Source organism: Sporosarcina jeotgali (assembly GCF_033304595.1).
In the GTDB taxonomy this organism is placed as follows: Bacteria; Bacillota; Bacilli; order Bacillales_A; family Planococcaceae; genus Sporosarcina; species Sporosarcina jeotgali.
Map to the genome: position 1 here is coordinate 854,126 of NZ_CP116341.1, position 14,680 is coordinate 868,805.

The window sequence follows — 14,680 nt, forward strand, 5'->3', positions numbered from 1 at the left end:
AGTAAAGTACACAAGTAGTATACAGGAGTAGTGCCTATTGGCGAAAAGAAAGGAAGGTGTAGCCATGGAAACTACAGAAGACCGCAAAGAAGAAGTGGATTTTGACGAGGAGAAACTAAAGGGAGATTTAGAACGGCAAGATATTAAAGCGTTCCGTGATGAGTACTTGCTGCTCCATCCTTATGATCGCGCAATCTTCTATGAAGAAGCCGGACCGGAACTTCGGAAAACGATGTACTACTTCCTGTCACCTAAAGAAATGGCAGAGATTTTTGAAACAAGTGAAATAGATGAAGACGAATACGAAGAGTTCCTTCAGGAGATGGAGGCGACGTATGCTGCAGAGATGATTTCCTACATGTTTGTGGATAACGCGGTCGATGTCCTGAAAGAACTCGATAAGTCTCAAAGTGTCAGTTATTTGACGTTAATGAACAAAGACGCTGCTGCTCAAATCAAAGAGCTATTGCATTACGAAGAACATACAGCGGGTTCAATTATGACAACGGAGTACGTAACGGTACCCCAAAATTCCACAGTACGGTCGGCAATGAACATCTTGCGCATTCAAGCTCCAAGTGCTGAAACAATTTATTATGTGTTTGTGGTAGACGAGGATAACCGTTTAACGGGGGTTGTGTCGTTACGTGACCTGATTACCTCTGAGGAAGATGTCTTGATTAATACGATTATGAATGAACGTGTCGTCAGCGTTCTCGTTTCTGATGATCAAGAAGATGTTGCCCGCACAACACAGGACTATAACTTACTGGCAGTCCCTGTAGTGGATTTTCAGCAGCATATCCTCGGAATTGTTACAGTCGATGACGTGCTCGATGTCCTTGAAGAAGAAGCATCGGATGACTACTCTAAATTAGCCGGTGTTTCGAATATGGATACATTTGACAAAAACTCACTGTCAGCAGCAAAAAAGCGGGTGCCTTGGCTCATTATTTTGCTGATACTTGGAATGATCACAGCGAATTTAATCGATATGTTTACAGATACGATTTCTCAAGTTGCGCTGCTGGCCGCATTTATTCCATTAATCGCGGGTACTGCCGGTAACAGCGGGACACAAGCGCTTGCTGTTGCCGTGCGGGGAATTGCAACTCGTGATATTGAGGAAGAAAGTAAGTTTAAATTGTTGATAAGAGAAGCGGGTACCGGGCTTATCACTGGCTTCATCTGCGGGGTTTTCGTTATTGGATTAATCTTTTTCTGGAAACACGAATTGGTGATCGGTATGCTCGTTGGAGCGGCGATATTCGTTTCAATTTTTGCGGCAACGATATCAGGATCGTTCATCCCGTTATTTATGCACAAAATGAAAATCGATCCAGCGGTCGCGTCTGGCCCGTTCATTACCACATTGAATGACCTAATCAGTATTTTAATTTACTTAGGGTTGGCGACTACGTTCATCAACCTTTTATAACGTCAGTCACGCATGGGCAAATGCTGCATATAATGCAGTAAAAAGGATGTGGCGCATATTTCACTTCAAGTCCCTTTGCTTTTTATCGACGGGCCCCCGATGGTATCAGTTGTGGAGGTTGTAAAAGACGAGAGCACTTCGATTTACTGGTCAGGCAATGATCCTGAATTAGCGGATAATAACGAGCAACTGCAGGAAGAAACGGTACCCCAGCAAGTGATTGAAGGAACGATGGATTCCCCAGTCGTCAAAAGGCTGCGTTACTTAGCTGAACCGTTTCCGCGCAATGCCTATCGTCCGCTCCAATTTTTAGTGAACGGCCAGTTACTGACAGGCGGAATCTCTGCCATGACCGATTCTCAGATCGCGATAGAAGTGCAGCAAGAGAGCAAAGATATCGACGAAATCCGTACTTTGGATTTGCTAGAGGTAGAAGAGGTGTTCTGGAAAGGGGCCCCCTTCACTTGAAAAATCGGTCTCAGACTAATTTAATTAGTCTGAGGCTTTTTTTATGCAAATTGAAAGGAGACTGCCTTTTCAGGCAGTCTCCTTTTGCGCATCGCGGGGGTGATGCTTATGCTGGCGTGTTGCACTGTGTAACAAATGTGTCTGTAATACATTGGATTGCACAGAAACAGTTCAGGTCAACTGTGATACAAGATTTAGTAGCTCTAAATTTCTCCACTTTACAAAGCTTTTCTAAATCTACCTTACCGCAATTAATAATGTCTACTGGACAGTTGTGCTTATCTAATGGTTCAAGGACCATTAGGGTTGCGCAGCAATTGTCAAAGATGTTTTGTACTCGGAAGAATACCGAGAAGCAATTAGTGACATGATGCTTACACTCAGCTGGTGACTTACTCACAGGACGATACATCGATTTAAAGAAGTCGCCGTCTTCAGTCAAAAGCGAGAACACCCGTGTATTAAAGCGTTCGTTTGCAGGGTTCACCAAGCTGCCTAATGGGCGCATGAAACAATCAGTATCGCAGTCGAAGCAATCTTCATCCCGATGCGTATCCTGAAGGCGTTTAATGAAGCGGACTGCCTCACAAACACAGTGTCCTTGAATCGGATTCACCTTATCCCCCGTATTTTCGTTCTTTCCACATCCACAACTCATTGATTATTTCCTCCTCTCGTTTGTTCTCTATACCTTATGGCGCCGTACATCCTATTGACAGGGCGCTTGAACCGTTATGAATAAAATGTAAGTCAATTAGACATACTGATGAGAAAAGGAGGGGATGGCGATCAGAAAATTACTGCCCCTTGTATTCGTACTAGTGATGCTGGCTGGCTGCTCAACATCAATTGGTTTCAAAACCGTCAATACAACGGATGTAGATGGACAAAAAGCAGAAAAGTTATTGAAGGAAGATCAGCGTATTAAAAATGCGGTTGTTCTAATTCACGATGACCGGCTGATTGCAGGACTGCGGGTGAATACATTTGAAAGATTCAAGAAGCGTAAGATTGCCAAAGAACTTTCGAAAGAGCTGGAAAAGATGTATCCGGAAATGAAAGTCACAGTCTCTGCCGATAGTAAGATCCTGCTGGAAACAAATAAGTTGATCGAGAAAGAGGATGAACAGAACTATAGTAAGAAGATGAAAAAAATCAGTTCGTTAGTAAAGGAAGAGACGTAATGGATGAAAAAAAGTATCAGCAACTTCAACAGCAGATTACACCTAAGCCTAAGTACGTGAAAAATTGCATCGCTGCATTTTTAGTAGGCGGATTAATATGCTTAGTCGGACAGTTCGTTGCACTTTTCTATATTAGTTTTTTTGATTTTACTGAACGTACCGCCAGTAATCCAACAGTAGCAACGATGATTTTTATATCGATGCTCTTAACTGGATTTGGCTATTATAAAAAAATTGCGCAAGTCGGCGGTGCAGGGAGTGCAGTGCCAATAACAGGATTCGGGAATGCCATGATTTCATCGGCAATTGAACATAAGTCTGAGGGATACGTACTGGGTGTCGGGGGCAATATGTTCAAACTGGCAGGCTCGGTCATTTTATATGGAGTCTTTTCGGCGTTTGTCGTCGCTCTCGTTAAAACGATACTCGTTGGATTAGGAGTGGTTTCGTGGTAAATAAGCGAGGGTTACTGACATTTTCATCCAAACCAGTCATCGCTTCAACCGGAGTGACTGTCGGACCGCTGGAGATGAAGAAAAGTCCTTTTGGAAAATATGCCGACAAGACTTATGATGACGAACGGTGCGGGTTAAAGACGAATGAGCAAGGTCACGCGAAAATGATGGAAGATGCGTGCATGATCGCCTTGAGTAAAGTGGACAAGACACCGGCTGACGCGGAGTTTGTCCTGATGGGCGATTTAGTAAATGAAATGACGCCATCCAACTTTGCGGCGAGCACAATCGGAGTTCCCTATATCGGCATGTTTTCAGCGTGTGCAACTTCTGTCTCCTCATTATTGATGGCTGCTTTGTTAACAGAATCCGGAATGGCTGAACTGATAGTAGCGGGGTCTTCCAGCCAGCACAATGCGATTGAACGTCAATTCCGTTATCCGCTCCAATATGGAAGTCAAAAGGCTGCCACTGCACAATGGACTGCGAGTGCAGCAGGGGCGGCGACGATTATTCCTTATATAGAAGGAGCTCCGATGATTACATGCGGGACAATAGGGATAGTGACAGATCTTGGTTTGACGGATCCGCTTAATATGGGGGCAGCAATGGCACCTGCAGCGGCAGATACTTTTAAGCGTCACTTGGAAGGCCATGGTTCTAAAGTTGAAGATTACGATTTGATCATGACGGGGGATTTAGGGAAAATCGGATTCGAGCTCTTTAAAACGCTGTTGGATCGCTGGGAATATAACGTATCGAAAACGTTCCGCGATGCGGGAGCCGAGTATTATGGCAAGCACCCGGAATTTCTTGCTGGCGCCAGCGGCTCCGGTTGTTCAGCCTCCGCTTATTTCTCTGAAGTCTATGACAAGCTGCTATCCGGAACGTATAAACGTGTGCTGCTAATCGCAACAGGATCCTTAATGTCTCCGCTTTCTTATCAGCAAGGCGATACGATTCCATGCATTGCACATGCGGTGGAAATCCAAATGAAATGAGTGGTTTGAATTGCTATCCATTTATATAACAAGTTTTATAGTAGGCGGGCTGATTTGTGTAATCGGTCAATTGATGATGGATGTTGGAAAACTTACACCAGCCCATACTCTTTGTACACTTGTTGTTGCAGGATCAATCTTGGACGGCTTCGGCCTGTATGAGCCGCTGATTGACTTTGCTGGAACAGGTGCTACGATACCGATCACATCGTTTGGGAACGCACTGACACACGGTGCTCTTGCAGAGGCTGAGAAGCATGGAATCATCGGTGTACTGACAGGTATGTTTGAAGTGACGAGTTCTGGAATCAGTGCTGCTATCATATTTGGTTTCATCGCATCGCTCATTTTTAAATCGAAAGGCACTATCTAAATTACTAAGAAAAAATAAATATGCGAATGTCCCGCCCGCTTCGCTGTGTCTTTGCATAGGATACAGGGAAGAGAGGGGGGATTTTCTTATGTACGGAAACTATTGTTACGGAGAACCGCGCTATGAAGGTGCATATGACCGTGGTTGTAATCAAGGAGGCGGTTCGACGTTCGTATTGCTCGTCGTCTTATTCATCTTGCTGATTATTGTTGGAAGTACGTTCTGCTAAATGAGAGGGGGGACTGGGAGTATGAATGACTCCTTCTTCAAGAAAATAGAATCAAAAACGGGTGTCCCGATGACAGAAGTATTTGCACTTGCAAATGCGATCCAACATGCAGATTTTAAAGATGAACGCCAAGTAAGAAGAATTATTCAGAATGTAGGCATGCTCGCGAATAAGAATGTTCCGCAGCATCTGGAAGACGAACTTGTCAAGTCACTGGTTTCCAGTGGTCAGCCAGTCAATATAGCGGACATTCAAAGGATGCTGGGGAATAAATAAAAAATGGTTTAACTTCTCTAGCAAGCGGGTATAGAGTTGTATCTAATTAAAATCGAGAGAAGGTGGAGGCAATGGGTTACCTGCTGCCGGTCCAGAATATCCAATCACAAATGTATGCAAATCGCATGGAGAACGCTTCGCCGTCTTTTGCGTATATTGACAGAGTCCAATCTGTTAAATTACAGTCAGAATATGAAGAATGGCAAAAAGTGCTTCGGCGAGAGCGGGAGAGGAATTCTGAATGGGAGTTAGGTGAAGAAACGAACTCAAAGCCCCCTTTGTCTCCAGCTAAAAAAGGTTTTATCCAGCCGGATCCGACAACTCTTTCAAAACAAGTGGCAGAGGTCGTTGGTAAAGGATTGGCAGTAAACGAATACGCTTAAAATCAAAAAACAAAAAGACCCATTCCATTAGCGGAATGGGTCTTTTGTTTTGTTAAATTACTGATTCCATTTGTTTTTCCATCGCACGATGAGGAATATCCGCATCCATGAATTCGGGAGAAGTGACAGCGTACCCGAGTTTCTCATAAAAAGGAATTGCATAGGACTGGGCATTCAACAAGATTTTGTGAATCCCCGTCTTTTTAGCATGTTCCTCTAACGCATTCATGATCAGCACCCCAAGATGCTGGCCGCGGTATTCTTTCAACACACAGACACGTTCCACTTTTCCAACTTCGCTCGCAATCGTTCGTATGCGTCCAGCGGCAATTGCTTTAGGACCATCATATACGACAAAGTGGTCAGCGGATGTATCGTGTTCATCGATTTCCATCGATAATGGAACCCCTTGCTCTTCTACAAATACTTTCTTCCGTACAGTAAATGCAGCTTCTCGTTCTTGTTCTGATGCAGCAATCTTTACCTCGAACAATTTAGTTTTCCTCTTGCAGACGGAACGTTTCATATACTGTCCAAGATCCGTCTTCCAGCTGATAAAGAAGGTGAATGCGATCAATCATTTCTGAATGATCTGCCCCGACCATCTTCAATTGACCGATAATATCGTCATGCTCACCGGAAGTTAAACTCTGAGCAATCGTTATATGAGGAACAAACGCGTATTTTGGAAGGGGACCGAAAAATTCCTCGTTATTCAATGCACTGTGCAATGCAAGTAAGTCATCATTTGGTGCAACTTTGAAGAAAATTGTATTTGTAATCGGTGCAAAAGTACTCACTTTAGAAACACTCAGCTCGAAAGGCTTGTGCTTCTGTGCCACGTTACGTAATGCTTCTGCTACGTCTTTGATTTCAGTTTCATCCGCATCGAAAACACCTTTAACCGTCATATGGGGAGTAATCTGAGCAAAGTGAGGGTCATACCGTTTGCGATATCCGTTAGCTAGATCTTGCAATTTTTTTGATGGAAATGCTACAACACCGTATTTCATATAAAAAACCTCCTTAGGAAAGTGAATACAATTCTTCTATCAAGTATAGCAGAATTGTTTGGAATTGTCCGATGGTTACTGTCCATATACCATTTGGACAGCACGCCGCACATCTGGCTGCCAATATTTCCAGGTGTGCTCCCCTTTAAATTCTTCATAGAAGTATGGAAATCCTTTATTCTCGAATATTTTGTTGAGTTCTCTGTTTGGCGTCAAGAAATCTTGCTTCCCATCGACAGTTGTAACGACTTGTGTTTCTTCAGTTCCAATTACATGATAAACCGATAGACCAGATGGATTTTTTGCTGATTTGACGGCTTCCAGCACTTTCTCGTCCACATAAGGGGAATGAAGGATGACTTTGCCGAAACAATTCGGGTATTGCAATGCGGTTTGTAAAGAAACCGTAGCAGCTAAAGAATCGCCGATTAAACCGCGGCCTCCGCCAATTTGGTACGTTGGATAATGCTCGTCTATATAGGGCATAAGCTCGTGTACGAGAAAACGAATATAACCTTTTTGTCTGTCTCCATCTGGATGGTACATTCTGCGGCGTTCTGAAACAGATTTGTAAGGGATGCCGACTACAATGACATTTTCGATTTCATCCTTATCTAAATACTCATCAATAACTTTTCCAATTCTTCCGTACTGAAAATAGTCTTTTCCATCTGATGCGAAAAGTACAGAGTATTTATAAAGCGGAGAATAATTATAAGGAAGATGTATAAGAAGTTCCATTTCTTCCTGAAGTGATTCGCTGTAAAATTGAACATCATGAATCTTTCCGTAGTTCATTTTGCTGCCTCCTTCGCAAGTCTACTCTAGGAGATTGTATCATACGATGGGTAGAGGGTATAATGTGCACGATTGACGGAAAATCGTTACAGTTAGAAACTAGAAGGAGATGATTGGCATGTTTGATGGAAAAAGTAAAGTCCGTTCAGAAGTAATTGCAGTTGCTACAAAGGAAGCATTACAGCGCCGCGGGGTAGAATTACTGGATATCGCGAAAATCGTCTACGAGATGCAAGCTCCATATAACGAAGAGCTGCAACTTGAACAGTGTGAGGATTCAGTTGTGAATGTATTGAAAAAGCGCGAGCTTCAACATGCGATATTAGTAGGTATCGAGCTGGACGAGCTTTGTGAACAAGGCAAGTTATCAACTCCGTTACAAGAAATTGTTGAATCGGATGAAGGCCTTTTCGGGGTGGACGAAACGATTGCACTGGGAGCGGTATTTACGTATGGTTCGATTGCTGTGACGACATTTGGCCACTTGGATAAAAACAAAGTGGGGATCATCAATGATTTAGATACTAAAAAAGGGAACAAAGTGCATACGTTTTTAGATGATTTAGTAGCAAGTGTTGCCTCTTGCGCAGCAGCAAGAATTGCCCATCGCTCACGGGATCTGGAAGAAGCGGGCTTAACGTTTGACGATGTAAAGGATGCGGCAAAGTAACATGAGAATGAAAACATAAAGATGAAAAGAGTGGATAATCGCTCTTTTCTTTTTTTATTTTTGTGTAATGGAAACGATTTCAACTATTTTTGTTTTCTGAAAAGGATTGACAATTGAACCCGCTTACATGGTAGAATATACACTACTAGACTATTAGATAAATAGGGGGTCATTAGATGAATAAGAAGTTTTTAGGACTCATCTCGATGCTACTCATTGCAGTGCTTGCACTTGCAGCGTGCGGTACATCAGACGATGCAGCGAAAGATGATGGGGCAAAAGGGGATTCAAATAGCAGTGATAAAGAATACAAGTTCCTCAGTGTTTTAACTGGCGGAACGCAAGGTACGTACTATGCACTAGGCGGAGCTATTGCTGAATTCATCGAAAGTGATACAGGCGTGAAAACATCGGCTGAAGTTTCTCAAGCGTCAGCTGCTAACATGACTGCACTTAAAGATGGTAAAGCTGAAATCGCATTCGTTCAAACGGATATTGCGTACTATGCTCAAGAAGGCGAAATGATGTTTGAAGGCGATAAAGTCGATACAGTATCTGCAATCGGCGCGCTTTATCCTGAAACTGTTCAACTTGTAACACTCGACAAAACAGGCATCAAAACATTTGAAGATTTGAAAGGCAAGAAAGTTTCTGTTGGTGCTCCTGGTTCTGGTACGTACGCGAACGCAGAGCAGCTTCTTGAAATCCATGGATTGTCGATGGATGACATCAAGCCGCAAAACTTGGACTTTGGGGAGTCTCAAGAAAGTTTGCAAGCAGGTCAGATTGATGCAGCATTCATCACTGCTGGAACACCGACTGGTGCTGTTGAAGGCCTAAACGCAGTTGCAAAAGTATTTGTAGTACCTGTTGAAGACGACAAGGCTGATGAACTAATCAGCAAGTATAAGTACTATGCTAAAGAAGTAATTCCAGCTGGAACTTATGGTTTGGCTGAAGATACACCTACTGTTTCAGTAGGCGCTATGCTTGTTATCCAAAACGAAGTACCTGAAGATCTTGCTTATGAAATTACGAAAGCAATTTACGACAACGCTCCAAAACTTCAACACGCTAAAGGTAAGTTGATCAAAGCTGAAACGGGTCTTGATGGAATTGGTATTCCAGTCCACCCAGGCGCTCAAAAGTACTTTGATGAAGTAAACAAATAAGAGTTGAATGATGGAATGGGGCGGTGAGGCGATCGATGCTTCATCCGTCCCTTCTTCATTCAGAGAACTTTATAAAGAGGTGAGCGGATGAAGCGATGGAGGATTCCGCTAGCAGCAATGATTGCAGGTATTCTGATTGTCATGGTTCTTGCCATGCCTGTGAAGCGTGCATTTACGTTTACAGAAACTCGGACAGACAATCCGGAACTCGTGTACCTTCCAATAAAAGATGACTCGGAATTTCAAATCCGTTATGTCCATTCAATTTTTTTAACGAATGTATACGAAACTTACCGTGTACAGTCTGATAACTCATTAAAGTTTTTAACGATGCGTTATGAAGATGTTGGAATTGGACTCCCGGCATATGCGGAAGAAGAAGAAACATTATCTGTAACGAAAGATGGCATATATACTCTTACATATAAAGACAAAGTGATCGATTCTTTTGTATTGTATATCGGAGATGTAGACGCACAATTAGCGTTTCGATACAAAGGAATTGAAAAAGATTTGAAAGCCTACTTAGAACGCGGACATTCCTACGAGTTCTGTGTGAAAAAATTAACGTTATATGAACTCATGAAAGGAGTTAACTTGAATGGCAAAGCGAAAAAAAGAACTGAAAGCGGAACCCATAATGGATCCAAATGATGAGAGGTTTGATACGCTTTCGGAAGCGGAACAGCTGGAGCTTCTTCAAAAATATGATCCTGAATCGAATACGAGGGATTTAGCAGGGTTATTCGGGAAAATTGTCTTCTTTGGTTTATTGGCCTTTTCAATTTTTCAGTTATACACATCAATCGGTAAACCCTTTACTGCATATATTCAGCGTTCAATCCACTTAGGATTTGCCCTGTCTTTGATATTCCTGCTTTTCCCGGCACGTAAAAAGCCAGGTGTGAAGCGGAATAAGGTTCCATTTTATGATGTGATTTTATCAATTATTTCAATAGGAGTCGGGTTATATTGGCCGCTCAATATGAATGAGCTCATTTTGAGAGTAGGCCGCGTATCTGATTTAGACTTAATCGTCGGGATTTTAGCTGTTCTTTTAACGATGGAAGCAGCTAGGCGCGCTGTGGGTCTGCCAATCACCATTATTTCTGGTGTATTCTTAGTTTATGCATTTTTCGGACCTTACTTCCCTGGATTCCTTGCACACCGCGGCCAGGACATAGACAGTCTGGTGCAACTCATGTTCTATACAACGGATGGTATTCTCGGAACGCCAATCAGTGTATCCGCTACATTTATATTTGTGTTCTTGTTGTTCGGAGCATTCCTTGTGAAAACAGGAGTGGGAAATTACTTCAATGACCTGGCAGTTGTTCTTGCCGGGAAATTGACAGGCGGACCTGCGAAAGTTGCAATTTTCTCAAGTGCGCTTCAAGGAACGATTTCAGGAAGTTCTGTTGCAAACGTTGTAGGATCCGGTTCATACACCATCCCTATGATGAAGAAACTTGGTTATCGTAAAGAATTTGCAGGCGGAGTTGAAGCAGCTGCTTCAACTGGCGGACAAATCATGCCGCCAATCATGGGAGCCGCTGCGTTCCTGATGGTCGAATTCATTGGCGGAGTTACGTATTGGGAAATTGCAAAAGCTGCAGCGATTCCAGCGCTGTTGTATTTTACTGGAATTTGGATTATGACACATTTTGAAGCGAAGCGTATAGGTCTTGAAGGTATGAGCGCTGATGAAATTCCGAACCGGAAAGAAACGCTCAAGAAGATTTACTTGCTCCTTCCTATTATAGGAATTATCGTGTTCTTGTTGCTGGGTATTCCAACAATGAAAGCAGCATTGCTCGGTATTGTATTGACGCTTGTTGTAAGTTCCTTCAATAAGGAAACGCGTCTTAGCATTAAAGATATCATTCAAGCATTAGTGGATGGAGCACGGACTGCTTTAGCTGTAGCTGCTGCGACCGCGTGTGCGGGTATTATCGTCGGAGTAGTAGTTAAGACAGGACTCGGACTAAGCTTAGCCAACGGCCTAGTTTCTGCTGCGGGCGGTAACATCTTACTGACACTTATCTTTACAATGTTTGCAGCAATCGTACTTGGCATGGGCTCGCCAACGACAGCGAACTACGTCATCACATCTACTATTGCAGCACCGGCAATTATTACCCTGCTGATGCTGGAAACACCAGACGCGACAGTTCCAGTAGTCGTTGCGATTTCTGCTCACTTGTTCGTATTCTATTTTGGTATTATTGCAGATATCACGCCGCCTGTTGCACTGGCTGCGTTTGCTGCCTCCGGGATATCTGGCGGGGACCCTATCAAAACAGGGGTGACCTCAGCGAAACTTGCGATTGCGGCGTTCATCATCCCGTATATGTTTGTCTTTAATCCTGCGATGCTCATGATTGACTCGAGTGTCGGCGAGATTATATGGGTGACCGCCACGGCCATTGTCGGGATGATTGCGATCGGTGCCGGGTTGATTGGCTATTGGTATCGTAAACTGAACTGGATTGAGCGCATTATTACAGCGGCAACTGGATTCATGCTGATCTATCCTGAGACTAAAACGGATTTCATTGGACTTGGTCTTTTCATTGTCCTCTTTGCAATTCAACTGGTTACGAAAGACAAGAAGAAAAAAGAGAAAGAAACAGCAACCGTATAATTCCTGCCCGTCTGTTAAATCCTGCAGGCGGGCTTGTTTTTTGAAACTTTGTAAGAGGAGCATCGTCTATTAGGTAACGGAATGAAGGAGGAAGACGGACGTGAAGTTTATCAAAAGACTGTTTGCGACAATTGTTGTACTGGCATTATTACTAGGAGCGGCATATTATTTCGGAACGAATTGGATTGCTGATAAAGCGATGGATCATGTAACGACGCAATTGGAGAACAGCGGACAATTAGATTCAGTAAAACAAGAAATCAATGGTAATCCAGAAGTTCAGGCATATTTGCAAGATGCTAAAACGGCAGACCGCAGTAAATTGCCTATTCAAACGAAAGAGCAGGCAACTCGCGTTGTGCTGAAGAAATTCAGTGTTCGCGAATTGCAGGACATGCAGAAAAAAGCCCAGTCTGGAATGACTGCACAAGAGCAGCAGCAATTATTGCAGCAAGTTGAAAGCCGTCTAACTGAAGAAGAACTTCTTTCCCTGAAGGTTTTAGCTTTGGACGAACTTTCGAAGTAAAGGTACTTAGCCTCTATAAACAATTTAAGCAGGGACAGCACCATCGCCTTTTCAAAGGCGCCATGGACTATCCCTGCTTTGGTTTTTCTTAAGCGATTGAATTTCAGTCGTTAAGTACAGGATTTGCTCTTTCATCTCTTTTAACTCATTCACTAACTCCTCATTATTTGGAGCATTCTTTTTTTCGTTTTTTTCTTCTTCAATTGCGAGCACAGCAGCATAGGTTGAGATGGATTCTCCGATAATAGTGATGACACTCCCAATCACATCTATTTTGGCGGCTTGCCCGCCGACTTCAATACCTATAAAATCCAGACTATCAGGATTTACCACGACGCAGCCTCCTATCCGAAAAACTCCCTACTTCAATGTATGCATTGGGCGAGGAGAGGTGAATGGATGGCACGCAATCTAAAACTATTTCACAAAATTGTATTGCAAGAATTCCAGGATCATGGTATTATGATACATGTGCTAAGTGACGTCGTGTTTACATCAAGCGATAGCTTGTCAATTTAGCCATATGAAATATTCCCGATTCCTTAGCTCAGCTGGGAGAGCGCTACCTTGACAGGGTAGAGGTCGCTGGTTCGAGCCCAGTAGGAATCATTGGGTGCCAAACCCTCGGAAGTATCGTCGGAACAACGATACTTCTCCAAGACAGACCTATTAGGCCGGATGCCTAGGGTCTGTTTTTTTGTGCGTCGAAGCACATTAGAAATTGTGGTTTGAACAAATTGTATAAGATGTCAAAGTGAAGGCATCTAACTGACAAAAGTGTTAGTCAATTGATATAGCCTGTTTATTTCAACTAATGTTAGAATAAAAGGTAACGTCATCGTCGATTTTTTCTAGAATTGGATTTTATAGTCCATGTGAAGAACCCTTTACATAATCACGAAATGATTTGAGTTATATAATTGTCCAGTATAGTGATTTACAATATTCTGCTAAACACAGCAAGATAATTTATCGAATGCTGTACTTATGGATCGAGGAGGCTTTCTTTTGAATGTAGAACTGAATCTGCCATTCCCTTATGATTTTGACCGTGCACTTGACCGGCTTGCAGGAACGCCGGTAAATGCTGTAGATCTTTCACATCGTTTGGTCCGTGTCCCAATGGAAGAAGGCAATCTTGTGACGGTTCGCGCCACAGGGACATTACTAGATCCAAGATTCGTCATTGAAGGTTTAATAGACGAAAAACAGCTCGCACATATCAAATGGATTTTTCACTTTGAAGAACCGCTGGATGGGATTGCCGCTCATTTTGCCCAGACGGATCTTGCCCCAATTTTCAAAGAACATATCGGTACACCGCTCGTCAGAAGTTTTTCACTTTACGGGGAGTTAATGAAAAGCATCATCCATCAGCAGTTAAATATGAAGTTTGCAAATACACTGCTAATGCGTTTTGTAGAGGCATATGGCTTTCAGCAAGAAGGAGTATGGAGATATCCGGAACCTCAGCGAATTGCCGCGGTCACTGTAGAAGAACTTCGCGAAATGCAGTTTAGTACGAGGAAAGCAGAGTATACCATCGGTCTTTCGCAAGCCATCGCATCAGGAGATTTAGACTTGGAATCAATGCGATTGAAAAGCGATGAGGAAGTAACTGCAGAACTCGTGGCTTATCGCGGTGTTGGTCCTTGGACTGCTCAAGGTTTCCTAATGTTTGGTCTCGGCAGACCGAATCTGTTTCCAACAGCAGATATCGGCCTTCAAAACGCTTTAAAAGCGCTTTGGAAGATAGATCGCAAACCGACTCAAGAGGAAATACGGGCTCGTTTTCCAGAATGGTCTCCGTATTTGAGTTATGCAGCTTTGTATCTTTGGAGAAGTATTGAAAAGCCTGTGATCAAGTAAACCACTAAGAGAACCGATTGAACATACAATCGGTTCTCTTTTTTTATTTTGTAAATGTGTTCGTCAGATAGAGAGAGAAAGAAACGATATTCACGCTTTTGAAAATAAGTATATCGAAAATTCAAAAACACTATTGCATAATGGTTATTCAATAATGTATAGTTAATTCATATCTTGATAA

At 42.9% G+C, this 14,680-nt stretch carries 20 protein-coding genes and 1 tRNA gene; 16 read left to right on the top strand and 5 right to left on the bottom strand.

The features are described 5' to 3' along the window. Window positions 1–64: 64 nt before the first annotated feature. Both mgtE and PGH26_RS03900 read left to right on the top strand, forming a co-directional pair. The gene (gene mgtE / locus PGH26_RS03895; RefSeq protein WP_323693462.1) at window positions 65–1,438 is read left to right on the top strand and encodes a magnesium transporter; all 1,374 of its coding nucleotides are present in this window, start codon (window positions 65–67) and stop codon (window positions 1,436–1,438) included. Window positions 1,439–1,537: 99 nt separating this feature from the next. Then, window positions 1,538–1,906 (top strand): hypothetical protein, encoded by a 369-nt coding sequence (locus tag PGH26_RS03900; RefSeq protein ID WP_323692715.1) that lies wholly within the window; start codon window positions 1,538–1,540, stop codon window positions 1,904–1,906. Between the two features lie 106 nt (window positions 1,907–2,012). Here the strand turns inward: PGH26_RS03900 and PGH26_RS03905 are convergent, their stop codons facing one another. Further along, the gene (locus tag PGH26_RS03905) at window positions 2,013–2,564 is read right to left on the bottom strand and encodes a CotY/CotZ family spore coat protein (protein ID WP_323692716.1); all 552 of its coding nucleotides are present in this window, start codon (window positions 2,562–2,564) and stop codon (window positions 2,013–2,015) included. A gap of 124 nt (window positions 2,565–2,688) precedes the next feature. Between PGH26_RS03905 and PGH26_RS03910 the strand changes: the two genes are divergently transcribed. The 7 genes from PGH26_RS03910 to PGH26_RS03940 all read left to right on the top strand — a co-directional run bounded on the left by PGH26_RS03910 (window position 2,689) and on the right by PGH26_RS03940 (window position 5,807). Then, window positions 2,689–3,090 (top strand): hypothetical protein, encoded by a 402-nt coding sequence (locus tag PGH26_RS03910; RefSeq protein WP_323692717.1) that lies wholly within the window; start codon window positions 2,689–2,691, stop codon window positions 3,088–3,090. Continuing rightward, the gene (spoVAC, locus tag PGH26_RS03915; RefSeq protein ID WP_323692718.1) at window positions 3,090–3,545 is read left to right on the top strand and encodes a stage V sporulation protein AC; all 456 of its coding nucleotides are present in this window, start codon (window positions 3,090–3,092) and stop codon (window positions 3,543–3,545) included. Before PGH26_RS03910 ends, spoVAC begins: the two co-directional genes overlap by 1 nt. Further along, entirely contained in the window at window positions 3,539–4,546 is a 1,008-nt protein-coding gene (locus tag PGH26_RS03920) for a stage V sporulation protein AD (RefSeq protein ID WP_323692719.1), read from the top strand. Before spoVAC ends, PGH26_RS03920 begins: the two co-directional genes overlap by 7 nt. Before the next feature lie 10 nt (window positions 4,547–4,556). Then, window positions 4,557–4,919: a stage V sporulation protein AE gene (gene spoVAE / locus PGH26_RS03925; RefSeq protein WP_323692720.1), complete on the top strand. Its 363-nt coding sequence runs from the start codon at window positions 4,557–4,559 to the stop codon at window positions 4,917–4,919. Between the two features lie 88 nt (window positions 4,920–5,007). Further along, on the top strand, window positions 5,008–5,148 hold the full coding sequence (locus tag PGH26_RS03930; RefSeq protein WP_191688475.1) for a YjcZ family sporulation protein: 141 nt from the start codon (window positions 5,008–5,010) through the stop codon (window positions 5,146–5,148). Between the two features lie 21 nt (window positions 5,149–5,169). After that, a complete protein-coding gene (locus tag PGH26_RS03935; protein WP_323692721.1) occupies window positions 5,170–5,424 on the top strand; it encodes a stage VI sporulation protein F in 255 nt (84 codons plus the stop codon). Window positions 5,425–5,495: 71 nt separating this feature from the next. Beyond that, window positions 5,496–5,807 (top strand): hypothetical protein, encoded by a 312-nt coding sequence (locus PGH26_RS03940; protein WP_323692722.1) that lies wholly within the window; start codon window positions 5,496–5,498, stop codon window positions 5,805–5,807. A gap of 52 nt (window positions 5,808–5,859) precedes the next feature. On the opposite strand, the gene PGH26_RS03945 is transcribed toward PGH26_RS03940, so the two are convergent. The 3 genes from PGH26_RS03945 to PGH26_RS03955 all read right to left on the bottom strand — a co-directional run bounded on the left by PGH26_RS03945 (window position 5,860) and on the right by PGH26_RS03955 (window position 7,618). Then, entirely contained in the window at window positions 5,860–6,300 is a 441-nt protein-coding gene (locus tag PGH26_RS03945; RefSeq protein WP_323692723.1) for a GNAT family N-acetyltransferase, read from the bottom strand. A gap of 1 nt (window position 6,301) precedes the next feature. Beyond that, window positions 6,302–6,820: a YjcG family protein gene (locus PGH26_RS03950; RefSeq protein ID WP_323692724.1), complete on the bottom strand. Its 519-nt coding sequence runs from the start codon at window positions 6,818–6,820 to the stop codon at window positions 6,302–6,304. Between the two features lie 75 nt (window positions 6,821–6,895). After that, complete coding sequence (locus PGH26_RS03955) at window positions 6,896–7,618, bottom strand: alpha/beta hydrolase (protein ID WP_323692725.1); 723 nt, start codon at window positions 7,616–7,618, stop codon at window positions 6,896–6,898. 118 nt (window positions 7,619–7,736) lie between these two features. On the opposite strand from PGH26_RS03955, the gene PGH26_RS03960 reads away from it, so the two are divergent. From PGH26_RS03960 to PGH26_RS03980, 5 genes are all read left to right on the top strand, one after another. Continuing rightward, on the top strand, window positions 7,737–8,288 hold the full coding sequence (locus tag PGH26_RS03960; RefSeq protein ID WP_323692726.1) for a phosphatidylglycerophosphatase A family protein: 552 nt from the start codon (window positions 7,737–7,739) through the stop codon (window positions 8,286–8,288). Window positions 8,289–8,464: 176 nt separating this feature from the next. Then, window positions 8,465–9,460, top strand: coding sequence for a TAXI family TRAP transporter solute-binding subunit (locus PGH26_RS03965; protein WP_323692727.1), 996 nt, complete (start codon window positions 8,465–8,467; stop codon window positions 9,458–9,460). Between the two features lie 87 nt (window positions 9,461–9,547). Next, window positions 9,548–10,114 carry a DUF1850 domain-containing protein gene (locus PGH26_RS03970; RefSeq protein WP_323692728.1) on the top strand — a complete coding sequence of 189 codons (567 nt, stop codon included), beginning with the start codon at window positions 9,548–9,550 and terminating at the stop codon, window positions 10,112–10,114. Then, window positions 10,101–12,104 (top strand): TRAP transporter permease, encoded by a 2,004-nt coding sequence (locus tag PGH26_RS03975; RefSeq protein ID WP_431312531.1) that lies wholly within the window; start codon window positions 10,101–10,103, stop codon window positions 12,102–12,104. Before PGH26_RS03970 ends, PGH26_RS03975 begins: the two co-directional genes overlap by 14 nt. Window positions 12,105–12,204: 100 nt before the next feature. Then, window positions 12,205–12,630: a hypothetical protein gene (locus tag PGH26_RS03980; protein WP_323692730.1), complete on the top strand. Its 426-nt coding sequence runs from the start codon at window positions 12,205–12,207 to the stop codon at window positions 12,628–12,630. Window positions 12,631–12,681: 51 nt separating this feature from the next. Here the strand turns inward: PGH26_RS03980 and PGH26_RS03985 are convergent, their stop codons facing one another. Beyond that, window positions 12,682–12,963, bottom strand: coding sequence for a hypothetical protein (locus tag PGH26_RS03985; protein ID WP_323692731.1), 282 nt, complete (start codon window positions 12,961–12,963; stop codon window positions 12,682–12,684). A 203-nt stretch (window positions 12,964–13,166) separates the two neighbouring features. Between PGH26_RS03985 and PGH26_RS03990 the strand changes: the two genes are divergently transcribed. After that, window positions 13,167–13,239 (top strand) — tRNA-Val (locus PGH26_RS03990). A 399-nt stretch (window positions 13,240–13,638) separates the two neighbouring features. Beyond that, complete coding sequence (locus tag PGH26_RS03995) at window positions 13,639–14,499, top strand: DNA-3-methyladenine glycosylase family protein (RefSeq protein ID WP_323692732.1); 861 nt, start codon at window positions 13,639–13,641, stop codon at window positions 14,497–14,499. Window positions 14,500–14,680 lie beyond the last annotated feature (181 nt).

Bases quoted from the DNA above. Each gene is read 5' to 3' on its own strand.
- spoVAC (WP_323692718.1), top strand. From the start codon at position 3,090: ATGGATGAAAAAAAGTATCAGCAACTTCAACAGCAGATTACACCTAAG.
- PGH26_RS03905 (WP_323692716.1), bottom strand. From the start codon at position 2,564: ATGAGTTGTGGATGTGGAAAGAACGAAAATACGGGGGATAAGGTGAAT.
- PGH26_RS03975 (WP_431312531.1), top strand. From the start codon at position 10,101: ATGGATCCAAATGATGAGAGGTTTGATACGCTTTCGGAAGCGGAACAG.
- PGH26_RS03970 (WP_323692728.1), top strand. From the start codon at position 9,548: ATGAAGCGATGGAGGATTCCGCTAGCAGCAATGATTGCAGGTATTCTG.
- PGH26_RS03955 (WP_323692725.1), bottom strand. From the start codon at position 7,618: ATGAACTACGGAAAGATTCATGATGTTCAATTTTACAGCGAATCACTT.
- PGH26_RS03950 (WP_323692724.1), bottom strand. From the start codon at position 6,820: ATGAAATACGGTGTTGTAGCATTTCCATCAAAAAAATTGCAAGATCTA.
- PGH26_RS03900 (WP_323692715.1), top strand. From the start codon at position 1,538: ATGGTATCAGTTGTGGAGGTTGTAAAAGACGAGAGCACTTCGATTTAC.
- PGH26_RS03965 (WP_323692727.1), top strand. From the start codon at position 8,465: ATGAATAAGAAGTTTTTAGGACTCATCTCGATGCTACTCATTGCAGTG.
- mgtE (WP_323693462.1), top strand. From the start codon at position 65: ATGGAAACTACAGAAGACCGCAAAGAAGAAGTGGATTTTGACGAGGAG.
- PGH26_RS03935 (WP_323692721.1), top strand. From the start codon at position 5,170: ATGAATGACTCCTTCTTCAAGAAAATAGAATCAAAAACGGGTGTCCCG.
- PGH26_RS03940 (WP_323692722.1), top strand. From the start codon at position 5,496: ATGGGTTACCTGCTGCCGGTCCAGAATATCCAATCACAAATGTATGCA.
- PGH26_RS03930 (WP_191688475.1), top strand. From the start codon at position 5,008: ATGTACGGAAACTATTGTTACGGAGAACCGCGCTATGAAGGTGCATAT.
- PGH26_RS03910 (WP_323692717.1), top strand. From the start codon at position 2,689: ATGGCGATCAGAAAATTACTGCCCCTTGTATTCGTACTAGTGATGCTG.
- PGH26_RS03960 (WP_323692726.1), top strand. From the start codon at position 7,737: ATGTTTGATGGAAAAAGTAAAGTCCGTTCAGAAGTAATTGCAGTTGCT.